Consider the following 14,132-nt stretch of genomic DNA (forward strand, 5'->3'; position numbering starts at 1 on the left):
GCCGGGGTGGGGAGCTCATCGCGACGGCTCCTGCGGCGCTGTGCGCATGATCAGCGGCATGCGCACACGGGTGGGGTCGGTGGCGCGGGCCACGGCCTGGGTGATCAGCCCGTGGTGCGGGGACTTGGCGCAGGCCGGGTCGGTGTTGCAGGCGTCGCCGGTCAGCAGGTAGGCCTGGCAGCGGCAGCCGCCGAAATCGGTCTCCCGCTCGTCGCAGGAGCGGCAGGGCTCGCGCATCCAGTCCAGGCCGCGGAACTGGCGGAAGGTGGGCGATTCGTTCCAGAGCCAGTCCAGCCCGTGTTCGCGCACCGTCGGAAAGCTCAGGCCGTCGATCGATCGCGCCTCCTGGCAGGGCATGGCGGTGCCGTCGGGGGCGATGGTCAGGTGGATCGAACCCCAGCCGTTCATGCAGGCCTTGGGCCGCGACTCGTGGTAATCGGGGATGACGAAGTAGATCGTCATGCGGTCGCCCAGCCGCTGCCGGGCCTCGTTGACCGTGCGCTCGGCCCGCTCCAGCTGCTCGCGCGTGGGCATCAGCTCGTCGCGGTTGAGCAGGGCCCAGTTGTAGTACTGGATGTTGGCGAATTCGAGGTAGTCCACGCCGATGTCCTCGGCCATCGCGAGGACCTGCGCCGTCTGGTCGACGTTGTGGCGGAACACCGGCACGTTGAGCACCATCGGGAAGCCGTGGGCCTTGATCATCCGCGCCACCTTGAGCTTGAGGTCGAAGACCTTGGCCCCCACCAGCGCGTCGGTCAGCTCGCGGTCGCTCGACTGGATCGACAGCTGGATCTGCTTGAGACCGGCCTGTTTCAGCGCCACCAGGCGCGCCTCGCTCAGCCCGACGCCCGAGGTGATCAGGTTGGTGTAGTAGCCCAGGCCGTTGGCCTCTTCGACCAGTTCCTCCAGGTCGTCGCGCAGCATCGGCTCGCCGCCGGTGAAGCCCAGCTGCAGCGCACCGAGTTCGCGGCCCTGGCGCAGCACCCGTTTCCATTCGTCGGTGCTCAGCTCCGGCCCGTGCCCGGGCGCGGCGTTCACCGGGTTGCTGCACCACGGGCACTTCAACGGGCAGCGGTAGGTCAGTTCGAGCACCAGCCACAGCGGCAGGCCCTGGCCGTCAAGTCTGACGACGGATCCATCCTTTGGCACGGAACACCTCCAGGAATGTCAGTACGCCCGCTTCGACGCGGGCCGGTTCATCGGGATACAGCGCCTGCAGCTCGGCGATCAGTTGCGCGTCTGTTCGCACGCCGTCACAGCGCTTGAGGATTTCGCCGGCGGTCTCGTTGAGCTTGACGATGCCCTCCGGGTACAGCAGCACGTGGGCCGCCTGGCTGGGCTCCCAGCGAAACAGGTACATCGGGTGCAGGACATGGCGGCCTGAGTCGCCGCCGGGCCGCCCCAAGGCGGCGAACGCCCCCTCGGGGGGCAGCGAAGCGTGGGGGTCTCTGTGCGGATCGGGCCGGGCGGCGTGGTTCATGGTGGGTACCCCTCGTGTCCGGGGGGCGGCTTGCGCCGCCCCCGACGGATCAACGCACGTAAACGTAGGCCGTGACTTCGAAGCCCAGGCGGATGTCGCAGAAAGCCGGATCAATCCATTGCATGGTGATTTCCTTGAGGTTGAGATGAAGGGAAACAGCGGCGAGGCATCGACCCCGCCTGCTGGTCATTGTGGAGACCGCCGGGCCCAGGCGCCACGGAGGGATCGCGAATCGCCCCTCGGGAATTTCATGGAAATGGCTCCAGAAAATCATGAGGGCCCGCGGCGTCGGCGCTGGCGCCGGCCGGGCGCTCGGCCTTCGGCCTTTCAGGCCTCGATCACGCCCCAGCGCAGCGCCAGCAACGTGAGTTCGGCCTGGTTGCTGGCCCCCAGCTTCTGCTTGACGTTGTACAGGTGGGTTCCCACCGTGCTGGGCGAGAGGCTCAGCGCCCGGGCGATCTCCTGGACGCTGCGCCCGCGCGCGAGCCGGGTGAACACCTCGAACTCGCGCTCGGACAGCGCGTCGAACGGGCTGGTGCTGCCGTCGAACTGCGACAGGGCCATGGCCTGCGCGGTCTGCGGGTCCAGGTAGCGCCGGCCCTGCGCCACGGCGCGCACCGCCTCGGGCAGGGCCTCGGGGGCGCTGCGCTTGCCCAGGAAACCCAGCGCGCCGGCGTTGAGGGCGCGGCGCGGGTAGGCCGCGTCGTCGTGCGCCGAGAGCACCAGCACCCCGGGCACGGGATCGCGCGACCGCAGGCGCCGCAGCGTCTCCAGCCCGCCCAGGCCGGGCATGGTCAGGTCCATGACGATGACGTCGGCGGCCCACTGGGGCAGCTCCCGCAACAGGGTCTCACCGTCGGCGGCCTCGCCCACCACCTCGAACCCGCCCTGTGCCTGCAGCAGCAGTCGAAACCCCATGCGCACCACGGCATGGTCGTCCACCAGCACCACCCGGATCATGCCTCGTCTCCTTCGGCCGGCCGGCCCCCGCAGGGCAGTTCCAGGCGGACCTGCGTGCCGCCCTCGGGGCGGCGCTGGGCGTCGAAGCGCCCGCCCAGCGCCACCGCGCGTTCGTGCAGGCCGGGCAGGCCGAAGCGGTGGGGGCGCTGGTCTGGCGGCGGCAGGCCGCAGCCATCGTCGGTCACCGTCAGGCTCAGGGTCTGTGCGTTGTGCTGCAGCAGCAGGCCCAGGTGCCGCGCCCCGCTGTGTTTGAGGGCGTTGTTCAGGGCCTCCTGGGCCGTCCGGTAGACCGCCAAGGCGGTGTCCGCGTCGACCGGTGTTTCCGGGCCCTCGATGCGCAGGTCGAAGACCTGCGCGCGGTGGCGCAGGCGCAGGCTGGCGACCAGGTCGCGCAGCGCGTCGGGCAGGCCCAGCGGGCCCAGCGTCAGCGGTGTCAGCCGCGGAATCATGCCGTGCATCGCGTCGTACAGGCGCGCGGCCTCGGTGTCGATCATCTGGGCGGCCTCGCGGCCCGTGGTGTCGTCGGTCGGCAGCCGGGCCAGCAGGGAGCGGGCGAGCGAGCGGATGGCGGTGACCGATTGCCCCAGCTCGTCGTGCAACTCGGCGGCAATGTCCTTGCGCTCGGCCTCCAGGCGCTGCTCGACCTGTTGGGCCCAGGCCCGGCTCTCCGACAGCCGCTGCCGCGCTTCGCGGGCGGCGATGCGTTGCTGTAGGGTGGTCTCGATGGCCTCGCCCAGCCGGTTGACCGACTCGCCGATCAGCGCCGCCTCGCGGCCCGGCAGGGGCGGCAGCCGGGTGGCGTAGTCGCCGGCCTGCAGCCGCCGCAGGCCCTCGACGATGCGCGCAAAGGGGCGCAGGGTTCGCCCGACCGCCCAGAACACGGCGACATGGAGGGCCACCAGCGCCAGCGTGGCGATGCCGGCCAGCCGCACCAGGTGGTCCCAGCCGTCGAGGATGGCCCGCGACGGGTTGGGCTCGATCGCCAGCACGGCGCCCGGCATGCGCACCAGCTGGCGCTGCAGCGGCGGCACGACCCAGGCGGTGAACCATTCGGGGGCATCGCGACCCTGCTTGTAGGTGGCCGGTGGCGAGCGGTAGAGCACCCGGCCGTCGTCGCCCACCAGCACGATGTCGTTGGACCGCACGCGACCGAGCTGTTCCAGGAAACCGAGCATGGCCGGGGGCCCGCCACGGGAGAAGATGCCGCTGACGCGCTCCAGCAGCTGGGTGGCCACCTTGTTCGACGCGGTGATTTCTTCCCGCACGCTGGCACGCGTGCCGTCGATCTGCAGCCCCACCAGCGCGGCGACGAACAGGCCCGTCAGCGTGGCCACGATCAGGTTGAGCTGCAGGCGCAGCGAGGCGCTGCGCCTGCGGGGCAGAGGGAGCGGCGGCGAGAGGGGTTCGACCATGCCCCATTGTCGGACGATGACCGCCCCGGTAGGGCCCCGGCGCTGCGGCGGCACGCACTTTCCAGAAAATCATGAGACGGCGGGCCGTTGGATGGCGGCCGCGGCCCCCGCCGTGGGGTGAAAAAAAGGGACGCTGAAGCGTCCCTCGGGGGTGGGCTTGAGGCCGGGTCAGCGCGGGCTGGCGGCGGCGGCCAGGGCCGTCATGTTGAGCACGCGGCGCACCGTGGCCGCGGGCGTGAGGATGTAGGCCGTGGCCGCGGCCCCCATGAGCACCGGGCCGACGGTGACGCCGCCGCTGGTCGTGGTCTTGAGCACGTTGTAGAGGATGTTGGCCGAGTCCAGGTTGGGGCAGATCAGCAGGTTGGCCGAGCCGGTGAGCGTGGTCTGGGCGTCGTAGCTGCGGCGGATTTCTTCCTGCAGCGCGGCATCGCCGTGCAGCTCGCCGTCGCACTCGATCTCGGGGTGCTGCGCCACGAAGAGGTCGCGCGCGGCGCGCATCTTCTTGGCCGACGCCCGCTTGCTGGACCCAAAGCTCGAATGCGAGAGGAAGGCCACCTTGGGCGGAATGCCGAAGCGCTGCACCTGCTGCGCGGCCATGTGGGCAATCTCGGCCAGCTGCTCGGCGCTCGGGTCTTCGTTGACGTAGGTGTCGGTGATGAAGATCGGGCCGCGGTCGGTCATGAGCGCGTTGACGGCGGCGTAGTTGGTCACGCCCGGCTGCTTGCCCAGGATCGCGTCGATGCGCTCCAGGTGGGTGTTGTAGCTGCCCACCAGGCCGCAGATGAGAGCGTCCGCATCGCCCAGCGACACCATCAGCGAGCCGATGATGGTGTTGGAGCGGCGCACGGCGGCCTTGGCCACCTCGGGCGTGGCGCCGTTGCGCGCCATGAGCTTGTGGTAGTGCTCCCAGTACTGGCGGAAGCGCGGGTCGTCCTCGGGGTTGGTGTTCTGCACGTCCACCCCCAGGCGCATGCGCAGGCCGGCTTTTTCGATGCGCGCGGCGATCACGGCCGGGCGCCCGATCAGGATCGGCACGGCCAGGTGGTCGTCGATCGCCATCTGGGCGGCGCGCAGCGCGCGTTCGTCTTCGCCGTCGGCGAAGGCCACGCGTTTGCGGTTGTCGGGCAGGGCCTTGGCCGCGTTGAAGATCGGCCGCATCAGGATGCCGGTCTGGTAGACGAAACGGCCCAGGCTCTCCTTGTAGGCTTCTATGTCGGCGATGGGCCGCGTGGCCACGCCGGAGTCGGCTGCGGCCTGGGCCACGGCGGGCGCGATCTTCAGGATCAGGCGGGTGTCAAAGGCCTTGGGGATGATGTAGTCGGGGCCGAACACCAGCTCCTGGCCGGCGTAGGCGGCGGCCACTTCGTCGCTGATCTCGCTCTTGGTGAGCTCGGCGATCTGGCGCACGCAGGCCATCTTCATTTCTTCCGTGATCTTGGTCGCGCCGCAGTCGAGCGCGCCGCGGAAGATGTAGGGGAAGCACAGCACGTTGTTGACCTGGTTCGGGTAGTCCGAGCGGCCGGTGGCGATGATGCAGTCGGGCCGCGCGGCCTTGGCGATTTCGGGCCGGATTTCCGGCTCGGGGTTGGCCAGCGCCAGGATGATGGGCTGCGTGCCCATGCTCTTGACCATGTCGGCGTCCACCACGCCGGCGGCCGAGCAGCCCAGGAACACGTCGGCACCGTTCAGCGCGTCGGCCAGCGTGCGTGCGCTGGTGCTGCGGCAGTAGCGGCGCTTGGACTCGTCGAGCTTGCCCGCCACGGCGTCGGCGCGCTCGGTGTGGATCACGCCTTTGGAGTCGCAGACCAGGATGTTCTCGATGTTCACACCGAGGTTGACCATCAGGTCCAGGCAGGCGATGGCGGCGGCGCCCGCGCCCGACACCGCCATCTTCACTTCGCCGATCTGTTTGCCGACCAGCTCCAGGCCGTTGATCAGGGCGGCGCTGGAGATGATGGCCGTGCCGTGCTGGTCGTCGTGGAAGACGGGGATCTTCATGCGCTCGCGCAGCTTCTTCTCGATGTAGAAGCACTCGGGCGCCTTGATGTCTTCCAGGTTCACGCCGCCCAGCGTGGGCTCCAGCGCCGCGATGATGTCGACCAGCTTGTCCGGGTCGCGCTCGGCCAGTTCGATGTCGAACACGTCGATGCCGGCGAACTTCTTGAACAGGCAGCCCTTGCCTTCCATCACCGGCTTGCTCGCCAGCGGCCCGATGTCGCCCAGGCCCAGCACGGCGGTGCCGTTGGTGATGACACCCACCAGGTTGCCGCGCGAGGTGTACTCGGCCGCCATCGTCGGGTCGGCTTCGATGGCCAGACAGGGGTAGGCCACGCCCGGCGAATACGCCAGCGACAGGTCGCGCTGGTTGGACAGCGGCTTGGTCGGGTTGACGGAAATCTTGCCTTTGTGGGGTGAGCGGTGGTATTCGAAAGCGGCGTCGCGCAGGGCTTCTTCAGCGGGGGTCATGGTGTCTCCAGAATCGGGCCGCCCGGCGTGGGCGGGCGGTCATTGTGGCACGCGGCCCGCCGGCCATCTGCTGGGGCATTCCACAGGTGGCGCTTAAGGCGCCTGAAGCAAATCCAGCAGGGTGCGGGCGACCACCTTGGTGGCGCGCCGCAGGTCTTCCAGCAGCAGGTTCTCGTCGGCGCGTTTGGCGTTGGACTCGCGCACGGTGCGCGGGCCGGCGCCGTAGATCACGCCGGGGATGCCGCGTTCGCCGTAAATGCGCACGTCGGTGTAGAGCGGTGTGCCCACCGCGGGAATGGGCTCACCGAACACCGCCTGGCCGTGCTTCTGGATCGCTTCGACCAGCGGTTGGTTGCCCAGCAGGGGTTTGAGCGCGCGCGCCAGCAGGATGCGTTTGACGTCCACGCCGATGGCGCGCCCGCCGCGCGGCGGCTGGTAGCTGGCCGCCGCTTCGGCGATGGTGCGGCGCAGCGAGGCTTCCACCTCGGCCGGGTCTTCCTCGGGGATCATGCGGCGGTCGAGCTTGAGCACCACCTTGCCAGGGACCACGTTGGTGTTGGTGCCGCCGCTGATCTGGCCCACGTTGAGGTAGGGGTGGGTGATGCCTTCGACGCCGGACGTGACCTTGAGGTAGTCGGCGTTGAGCGCGTAGAGCGCGTTGAGGATGTGCACCGCACCCTGCAGCGCGTCGGTGCCGCTGTCGGGGATGGCGGCGTGCGCCATGTCACCGTGCACCGTCACCTCCAGCTGCAGGCAGCCGTTGTGCGCCACCACCACCTGGTAGCTGAAGCCGGCGGCGATCATCAGGTCGGGTTGGGTCAGGCCGTTCTTGAGCAGCCAGTCCGGGCCGACCTCACCGCCGTATTCCTCGTCGTAGGTCACGTGCAGTTCCACGCCGCCCTTCAGGGGGGTGCCGAGCGCTTCGAGCGCGCGGATGGCGAACGTGAAGTTGGCGATGTCGCACTTGCTCACCGCGGTGGCGCGGCCATAGATCCGGCCGTCCACGATCTCGCCACCATAGGGGTCGTGCGTCCAGCCTTCGCCGGGTGGCACCACGTCGCCGTGGGCGTTGAGCGCGATGGTCTGGCCACCGTCGCCGAAGCGGCGGCGCACGATCAGGTTGGTGATGGACTGCAGGCCGGCGGCTTTCACTTCGGCCTCGGGCACGGCGTGCTTTTCAGCCGCAAGACCCATGGCTGCCAGCAGCTCGGCCGTGCGCTCGGCGTGCGGCGCGTTGTTGCCGGGCGGCGTGTCGGTGGGCACGCGAACGAGTTCCTGCAGGAACCGCACTTCTTCGTCGAAGTGGGCGTCGATCCAGGCGTCGAGTTGTTGTTGCGGAGTGGTCATGGGGTGTTCAGCTTGGGTGTTCGGCGGCGAGTTGTTCGAGCAGGTGCGCGAAGGCGCGCACGCACAGGTCCATGTCGTCGCTGGTGGTGGATTCGAGCGGGTTGTGGCTGATGCCGCTGTTCTGCCCGCGCACGAACAGCATGGCCTGTGGCATGAGTTCGTGCAGCTTCATGGCGTCGTGGCCGGCGCCGCTGGGCAAGCGGTGCAGCGGCAGGCCGAGCGCGGCCACGGCGACTTCCCAGCGCGCTTGCCAGGCCGGGGCGCTCGGTGCGGCCGCGGCGCGCATGGTTTCTTCCAGCGTGTGGCGCAGACCACGGCGGCCGCAGATGTCGCCGAGTTTCGCCAGCACGTCCTTGGCCAGCGCATCGCGCTGCGCGTCGCTGGGCGCGCGCAGGTCGAGGCTGAAGCTGCAGCGGCCTGGCACCACGTTGATGGAGCCATTGGGCACCTGCAGCATGCCGATGGTGGCGACCGAGTCGCCGTCGGCCGCGGCGCGCTGCTCGGCGTAGAGCGCGAGTTCGGCCACGGCGCAGGCTGCGTCGCGCCGACGGTCCATGGGCGTGGTGCCGGCGTGGCTGGCCATGCCGATCACTTCGCCCAGGTAACGCACGCTGGCGTTGATGGAGGTGACGACGCCCAGCGGCAGATCGAGTTCGTTGAGAACCGGGCCCTGTTCGATGTGCACTTCGACGAAGCCGAGGTATTTCGATGGGTCGCGTTGCAGGGCACTGATGGCGTCCAGCGTGGCGGGCAGGCCGGCGTGCTGCATGGCCGCGCGCATGCTGATACCGTCGGCGTCCTGCTGGTCGAGCCAGGCCGGGTTGAAATGGCCGGTGAGCGCACCCGAGCCGAGGAAGGTGGCCTTGTAGCGCTGGCCTTCTTCTTCGGCGAAGCCCACCACTTCGATGGCAAAGGGCAGGCGCCGGCCGGCCTGCTTCAACTGCTGCACGCAGGCCATGGGCACGAAGATGCCAAGACGCCCGTCGTACTTGCCGCCGTTGCGCACGGTGTCGTAGTGGCTGCCGGTGAGCAAGGCGGGCGCATCGGGCGTGTTGCCGTGGTAGCGGCCCACCACGTTGCCCACCGCGTCGATGTGCGCCTCGTCAAACCCCAGCGCCAGCATCTGCCGCTGCAACTTCGCCGCACAAGCCCGGTGCGCGTCGGTCAGGTAGGTCACGGTGAGCTGGCCGAGTTCGGCATAACCCGGGTCGGTGTGGCGGGCCAGGTCTTCGTGCCAGTCCCAGACCGCGTTGCCCAGCGTGGGCTCGAAGCCGAACTTGTCGTTCAGCCGGATCTCGGCGATGCGGTGGATGTTGCGCAGGCACTCGGCGCGCTCGAAGTCCACCGGGTGGTGCAGGCGGCGCTCGAAGGTGGCGATGATCTGTGCCTTGCTGAGGCCTGTGCCACGCGGGCCGCGCACCGCCAGGATGAAGGGAAAGCCGAACTTCGCGTTGTAGTCGGCATTGAGTTGCTGGAGGTGGGCGAACTCCTCGGGCGTGCAGTGCGTCAGGCCGGCCTTGGCCTGCTCGTGGGTGGACTCGGCGGTGAGCGACTGGCTCACCATGGCCTTGCCCGCGAGTTCGGGGTGGGCGCGGATCAGGGCGAGCTGCGGTTCCACGCCGGCTTGATTCAGCACGCGCACCATGGCGTGTTTCAGCGCGGCCAGTGAAGCGAAGGGGCGTTGCGCCAGGGCCCGCTCGGCGACCCAGGGGGAATGCTCGTACAGGCCGTCGAGCAGCATCGCGGCCTCGGCCAGCGGCGCGGCGTTGAGTTGGTCCAGCGTGATCGGCATGGGGTTCACCTCAGGCACTCACCGGGTGTGTGGCCTTCCAGTGCCGCGCGATGTCCAGCCGCCGCGCCACCCACACCTTCTCAAACGACTGGATGTGGTCCAGGAAACGCTGCAGCGCCATGATGCGGCCCGGGCGGCCGAGCAGGCGGCAGTGCATGCCGATGCTCATCATCTTCGGGCGGTCCAGGCCGTCCGGGTCGCCCTCGGCGTAGAGCGCATCGAACGTGTCCTTCATGTACTGGAAGAACGGGTCGGCGTGTGAATAGCCCTGGGGCAGGGCGAAGCGCATGTCGTTGCAGTCCAGCGTGTAGGGCACGATGAGCTGGTGGGCGTCGCTGCCGTCGCTCTTCTTCACCTTCATCCAGAACGGCAGGTCGTCGCCGTAGTAGTCGCTGTCGTATTCGAAGCCGCCGAAATCGGCCACCAGGCGGCGCGTGTTGGGGCTGTCACGGCCGGTGTACCAGCCCAGCGGACGTTCTCCGCTCAGGCGCTCGATGATCGCCATCGCCTCCGCCATGTGGGCGCGCTCGGTGGCCTCATCGATGGCCTGGTAGTGGATCCACTTGAGCCCGTGGCAGGCGATGTCGTAGCCCAGCTGCTGGAACGCAGCCGTCAGCTCGGGGTGTTTTTCCAGCGCGGTCGCCACGCCAAACACCGTGAGCGGCAGGCCGCGTTTTTCAAACTCCCGCAGCAGGCGCCAGACGCCCGCGCGAGAGCCGTATTCGTAGATGCCTTCCATGCTGATGTGCCGGTCCGGGAACGACGCCGGGCTGAACATTTCCGAGAGGAACTGTTCCGAGCCCGCGTCGCCATGCAGCACCGAGTTCTCGCCACCTTCTTCGTAGTTCAGCACGAACTGCACGGCAATGCGCGCTTCGCCCGGCCAGCGCGCATGCGGCACGTCGCGGCCATAACCGATCAGGTCTCGGGGGTACGGTGCGGTGGAGTCGTAGATCGTCATGACAAGGCCATGGAAATGTCGTTGGTCGGCAGCTTGCGGTCGAAGGTCAGGCCTTCTTCCACGTGCAACAGGTGTTCGTTCATCAGGCGCACTGCGGTGTCTTCGTCCTTGGCGGCCAGCGCCTTGACGATGGCCGCGTGTTCTTCGCTGGAGTGTTCGGCCGCGTTCGTGCTCTGGTACATGAGCGTGATCAGCGCGCAGCGCGAGATCAGCTCGCGCAGCAGCTCGGCCAGCACCTGGTTGCCCATGAGTTCGGCCATGCGCACGTGGAAGTCGCGCAGCAGCTCGGTGCGGCCGCTCACGTCCTGCTGGTCGATCGCCTGCTTTTCCTGGGCCAGGTGCTCGCGCAGCGCCTTGATCCGGGACGGCGTCACCTGCCGCACGAAGGCGCGCGTCATTTCGGTTTCGAGCATGCGGCGCACGGCGAACACCTGCCGCGCTTCTTCCACTGAAGGGGTGGCCACGAAAGCGCCACGCGCGGGCTCCAGCCGGATCAGGCGGTTCTGCGAGAGCTGGAACAGCGCCTGGCGCACCAGCGTGCGCGAGACCCCGAAGTGGTCGGCCAGCTTCTGCTCGGCCAGCTTGGTGCCCGGGTGCAGCCGGTGTTCCACGATGGCCCGCGTGAGCGACGCGACGATCTGGTGGGTGCTGGAGGTGTCCATGCGGGCATCATAGCCAGAAAAGGCAAAAAGTGTATACACTTTCAGTCGACTGCTTTTCAAAGGACGCACCATGGGCTTGAGTACGCACGTTCTGGACACCATGCACGGCTGTCCCGCCGCCGGCATGGCGGTGGAGCTCTACACCACGGACGGCGACTTCGCCACGCTGGTCAAGCGCTTCGAACTCAACGCCGACGGCCGCAACCCCGACGGCATGCTCTACGACAACGCCAGCCTCAAGGTCGGCACCTACCGCCTGGTGTTCGACGTGAAAGGCTATTTCGCACGCCGCTGCGTGGCCTTGCCCGAGCCCAACTTCCTCAACCGCGTGTCGCTCGATTTCGGCGTCGCCCACCCTAACGAGCACTACCACGTGCCGCTGCTGGTGAGCCCTTGGAGCTATTCCACATATCGGGGCAGTTGAGTGCGCATACGATGAGTGGTCGCGGCATCGGCCGCCGGTAAGCTCTCGACCACAGGGCACTTCGGTCGGCGCGCCGACCGAAAGATCAAGGAGGTTTCCCCCGAATGAGTCAACCATGTCGCCTGCCCGCGTTCGCGCTGGGGTGTTTGATGCTGTGCGCTGTGGGCACTGCCGCTGCGAAACCGTCGTCTCCCGGCGCACCGGAGGTGGGGGCGGAAGCGGGCGGGCTCCCAGCGTCGTCGGTCCGCATCGTCTGTCCCTCGGCGCTGCCTGTCGACTCCCGGGATCTGAGGGCGCTGTGCCGTGCGGCGGAGCAGGGAGAGGCGAGGGCGCAACACAATCTGGGGCAGGCCTACTTTTTGGCCTATGGCGTTGTGGAAAACAACTTCGAGCAGGCCTATGCCTGGTTCCACCGGGCCGCACTGCAGGGCCTGCCGCAGGCGCAGTTCGCGTTGGCGATCCTGCATCTGGACAACCGAGGGGTGAGGGGTACTTTCCCGGAGGCCATGGCATGGCTGCTCAAGGCAGCACAACAAGGACACAGGGATGGGCAATACCTGTTGGGGTTGTCCTATGTCCATGGCATGCCGGGAACAGAGAAAGACTTGTCGCAGACTGAACGCTGGCTGACGCGATCGGCCGAGAACGGCCACACGCTGGCGCAAGAGGTGCTTCGGAACCTGCGCATCAAGGGCATGCTGCCGAGCGCGAACGGGGCGGTGCCTTCGGCTGGTGAGCCGACCCGGGTGAGCCTCGGTGCCTGCACCATCCCGGTACCGGGGCAAGCGCCCTACGCACCTTACACCCGGAAGGACCTGGAAGAAGCCCTGGCCACCAGCGCTGAGCAGTACGTCGGCCGAATGGAGACATGCCTGCGAACCGCCGCCAGCAGCCTGGGGCCGGGTTTTGTGCCCATGGCGCCCCGGTAACGGCGGGGCTCAGCGGTCCCGCTGTCCCTCGGTCAGCGTGTCGAGCTGGAAATTCCCGCTCTTGTCCCAGAGCCAGACGTCGGTGTAGACCACGCCGCCCAGGCGCACGGGGGCCGGGAAGGGCGCGGCTGCCATGACGGTGCGTTCGATCTCGCGCACCACATCGGGCGCATGGCTGGGCGCGCGCATCCAGTTGAGTTTGCGCACCTGGCCGTTGCGGTCCAGGTCCACCTGCAGCACGCCCACCGCGTGCATCAACGGTGGCATCTGGCCCTTGTAGATGCGGTGCCCGTTCTTGCTGTAGATGTGGCGGGCGCCGTCGCGGCGGTAGTCTCGGGGGCTGACGGCGTTGGACACCGGTGTCGGCTCCAGGGCGGTGGCGGGCGGAGGCAGCGGTGCGGCGGGTTCGGGGGTGGGCGGGGGCGGCACCCGCGCGGCGCACGACGCGAGCAAGAGGGCGGTGCAGGTGCTCAGAAGACCCCATGGCGCACGTCGGCTGGGGGACACTGCGGGCGAAGGCGGTGCATCCTTGTGGGAGCGCGGCGCCGGACAGGTGGTTTTCATGATTCGCGGGTCCCTCAAGCGGTGAGAATCGGGTGGCGCACTGTGGCCAAAAGGAGGGTTCCCAACCGGCGCCATATGGGTTGGCCCATGCAGTCTATGGCGGTTTGGTGGGCCGTATCGGGCGAAGAGCCGGGGATACTCGGTCCTGTTCACCGCGTTTACATTCCTGCACATATTTTAGGCAAACACACCACAAATGCCCAGCGAACTGAACCACTGCCTGCAGCGCCTGCAGACCGAGCCGGCCGTGTTGGTCACGGTGGCGCAGGCCCGCGGATCGGTGCCGCGCGAGAGCGGTGCCTGGATGGCCGTGTTCGCCAGCGGCATGGTGGGCACCATCGGGGGCGGGCACCTGGAGTGGGACGCGTTGCGGCAGGCCCGTGCCCACCTGAGCGCCCCCCCGGGCACGCCATCGGCAACCTGGGCGCAGAGCGTGGCGCTGGGGCCGAGCCTCGGCCAGTGCTGCGGCGGCGTGCTGCGGCTGCGCTTTGAGCCGGTGACGGCGGCCGACACCGAGCGCCTGCGCGAGGCTCTTGCGCGACCCCTGACTCCGGTGGCCCTGTTCGGCGGTGGTCATGTGGGCCATGCCCTCGTGCAGGCGCTGGCGCCCCTGCCGTTCGAGGTGCTCTGGGTGGACAGCCGCGACGGCGTTTTCCCCGCCGAGCTGCCCGGCGCCGTGCGCGCCGAACACTCCGACCCGGTGCAGGCCGCGGTGCGCGATCTGGCGCCGGGCTCGCGCGTGCTGATCATGAGCTTTTCGCACGCCGAAGACCTGGACATCGTGGCGGCCTGCCTGCAGCGCCAGCGCGATCAGGCCGACCTGCCGTTCGTGGGCCTGATCGGCAGCCGCACCAAATGGGCGACCTTCCGCCACCGCCTGGAAGCTCGCGGTTTCAGCGCGGACGAGCTGGCCCACATCACCTGCCCCATCGGCCTGCCGGGCATCACGGGCAAGGCGCCCGCGGTGATCGCCGCTTCGGTGGTGGCGCAGTTGTTGCTTCTGGAGCACGCTGGCCCGGACCGCTGAAGGCGCCGGAGATTCCGGGTTCGGGCTGGTTGGAATGTCTTCAAAAACTGTATACACTTTTGGCTGACCGGTCGCAGCGGAGCAGGGCGCTCATCCCCAGGATGGGTG

At 68.6% G+C, this 14,132-nt stretch carries 14 protein-coding genes; 3 read left to right on the forward strand and 11 right to left on the reverse strand.

The annotated features are described in order from the left end of the window. Positions 1-15: 15 nt before the first annotated feature. From pqqE to KIH07_RS10575, 10 genes are all read right to left on the reverse strand, one after another. Positions 16-1,149 (reverse strand): pyrroloquinoline quinone biosynthesis protein PqqE, encoded by a 1,134-nt coding sequence (gene pqqE / locus KIH07_RS10530; protein WP_226491914.1) that lies wholly within the window; start codon positions 1,147-1,149, stop codon positions 16-18. Beyond that, entirely contained in the window at positions 1,118-1,360 is a 243-nt protein-coding gene (gene pqqD / locus KIH07_RS10535; protein WP_226494680.1) for a pyrroloquinoline quinone biosynthesis peptide chaperone PqqD, read from the reverse strand. Before pqqD ends, pqqE begins: the two co-directional genes overlap by 32 nt. A 169-nt stretch (positions 1,361-1,529) precedes the next feature. After that, entirely contained in the window at positions 1,530-1,754 is a 225-nt protein-coding gene (pqqA, locus tag KIH07_RS10540; protein ID WP_226491915.1) for a pyrroloquinoline quinone precursor peptide PqqA, read from the reverse strand. A 53-nt stretch (positions 1,755-1,807) separates the two neighbouring features. Further along, a complete protein-coding gene (locus tag KIH07_RS10545) occupies positions 1,808-2,440 on the reverse strand; it encodes a response regulator transcription factor (RefSeq protein ID WP_226491916.1) in 633 nt (210 codons plus the stop codon). Continuing rightward, positions 2,437-3,852 (reverse strand): ATP-binding protein, encoded by a 1,416-nt coding sequence (locus KIH07_RS10550; protein WP_226491917.1) that lies wholly within the window; start codon positions 3,850-3,852, stop codon positions 2,437-2,439. Before KIH07_RS10550 ends, KIH07_RS10545 begins: the two co-directional genes overlap by 4 nt. A 168-nt stretch (positions 3,853-4,020) precedes the next feature. Continuing rightward, positions 4,021-6,318 (reverse strand): NADP-dependent malic enzyme, encoded by a 2,298-nt coding sequence (locus tag KIH07_RS10555; protein ID WP_226491918.1) that lies wholly within the window; start codon positions 6,316-6,318, stop codon positions 4,021-4,023. Positions 6,319-6,411: 93 nt separating this feature from the next. Then, a complete protein-coding gene (locus KIH07_RS10560) occupies positions 6,412-7,665 on the reverse strand; it encodes a M20 family metallopeptidase (RefSeq protein WP_226491919.1) in 1,254 nt (417 codons plus the stop codon). 7 nt (positions 7,666-7,672) lie between these two features. Then, entirely contained in the window at positions 7,673-9,457 is a 1,785-nt protein-coding gene (gene uraD, locus KIH07_RS10565; protein WP_226491920.1) for a 2-oxo-4-hydroxy-4-carboxy-5-ureidoimidazoline decarboxylase, read from the reverse strand. Positions 9,458-9,467: 10 nt separating this feature from the next. Beyond that, a complete protein-coding gene (gene puuE / locus KIH07_RS10570) occupies positions 9,468-10,418 on the reverse strand; it encodes an allantoinase PuuE (protein ID WP_226491921.1) in 951 nt (316 codons plus the stop codon). Next, a complete protein-coding gene (locus tag KIH07_RS10575) occupies positions 10,415-11,080 on the reverse strand; it encodes a GntR family transcriptional regulator (RefSeq protein ID WP_226491922.1) in 666 nt (221 codons plus the stop codon). The genes puuE and KIH07_RS10575 overlap by 4 nt, the downstream gene beginning before the upstream one ends. A gap of 70 nt (positions 11,081-11,150) precedes the next feature. Here KIH07_RS10575 and uraH point away from each other — a divergent pair, with 70 nt between their 5' ends. Continuing rightward, positions 11,151-11,504: a hydroxyisourate hydrolase gene (gene uraH / locus KIH07_RS10580; RefSeq protein WP_226491923.1), complete on the forward strand. Its 354-nt coding sequence runs from the start codon at positions 11,151-11,153 to the stop codon at positions 11,502-11,504. A 104-nt stretch (positions 11,505-11,608) separates the two neighbouring features. Further along, positions 11,609-12,433, forward strand: coding sequence for a tetratricopeptide repeat protein (locus KIH07_RS10585; protein WP_226491924.1), 825 nt, complete (start codon positions 11,609-11,611; stop codon positions 12,431-12,433). Between the two features lie 9 nt (positions 12,434-12,442). Here KIH07_RS10585 and KIH07_RS10590 read toward each other — a convergent pair whose 3' ends face one another. Next, positions 12,443-12,790 (reverse strand): hypothetical protein, encoded by a 348-nt coding sequence (locus tag KIH07_RS10590; protein ID WP_413465733.1) that lies wholly within the window; start codon positions 12,788-12,790, stop codon positions 12,443-12,445. Between the two features lie 403 nt (positions 12,791-13,193). On the opposite strand from KIH07_RS10590, the gene xdhC reads away from it, so the two are divergent. After that, a complete protein-coding gene (xdhC, locus tag KIH07_RS10595) occupies positions 13,194-14,024 on the forward strand; it encodes a xanthine dehydrogenase accessory protein XdhC (RefSeq protein WP_226491925.1) in 831 nt (276 codons plus the stop codon). Positions 14,025-14,132 lie beyond the last annotated feature (108 nt).

The organism is Hydrogenophaga taeniospiralis (assembly GCF_020510445.1).
Lineage (GTDB): Bacteria > Pseudomonadota > Gammaproteobacteria > Burkholderiales > Burkholderiaceae_C > Hydrogenophaga.

Bases quoted from the DNA above. Each gene is read 5' to 3' on its own strand.
- pqqD (WP_226494680.1), bottom strand. From the start codon at position 1,360: ATGTACCTGTTTCGCTGGGAGCCCAGCCAGGCGGCCCACGTGCTGCTG.
- pqqA (WP_226491915.1), bottom strand. From the start codon at position 1,754: ATGATTTTCTGGAGCCATTTCCATGAAATTCCCGAGGGGCGATTCGCG.
- KIH07_RS10545 (WP_226491916.1), bottom strand. From the start codon at position 2,440: ATGATCCGGGTGGTGCTGGTGGACGACCATGCCGTGGTGCGCATGGGG.
- KIH07_RS10550 (WP_226491917.1), bottom strand. From the start codon at position 3,852: ATGGTCGAACCCCTCTCGCCGCCGCTCCCTCTGCCCCGCAGGCGCAGC.
- KIH07_RS10555 (WP_226491918.1), bottom strand. From the start codon at position 6,318: ATGACCCCCGCTGAAGAAGCCCTGCGCGACGCCGCTTTCGAATACCAC.
- KIH07_RS10560 (WP_226491919.1), bottom strand. From the start codon at position 7,665: ATGACCACTCCGCAACAACAACTCGACGCCTGGATCGACGCCCACTTC.
- uraD (WP_226491920.1), bottom strand. From the start codon at position 9,457: ATGCCGATCACGCTGGACCAACTCAACGCCGCGCCGCTGGCCGAGGCC.
- puuE (WP_226491921.1), bottom strand. From the start codon at position 10,418: ATGACGATCTACGACTCCACCGCACCGTACCCCCGAGACCTGATCGGT.
- KIH07_RS10575 (WP_226491922.1), bottom strand. From the start codon at position 11,080: ATGGACACCTCCAGCACCCACCAGATCGTCGCGTCGCTCACGCGGGCC.
- uraH (WP_226491923.1), top strand. From the start codon at position 11,151: ATGGGCTTGAGTACGCACGTTCTGGACACCATGCACGGCTGTCCCGCC.
- KIH07_RS10585 (WP_226491924.1), top strand. From the start codon at position 11,609: ATGAGTCAACCATGTCGCCTGCCCGCGTTCGCGCTGGGGTGTTTGATG.
- xdhC (WP_226491925.1), top strand. From the start codon at position 13,194: ATGCCCAGCGAACTGAACCACTGCCTGCAGCGCCTGCAGACCGAGCCG.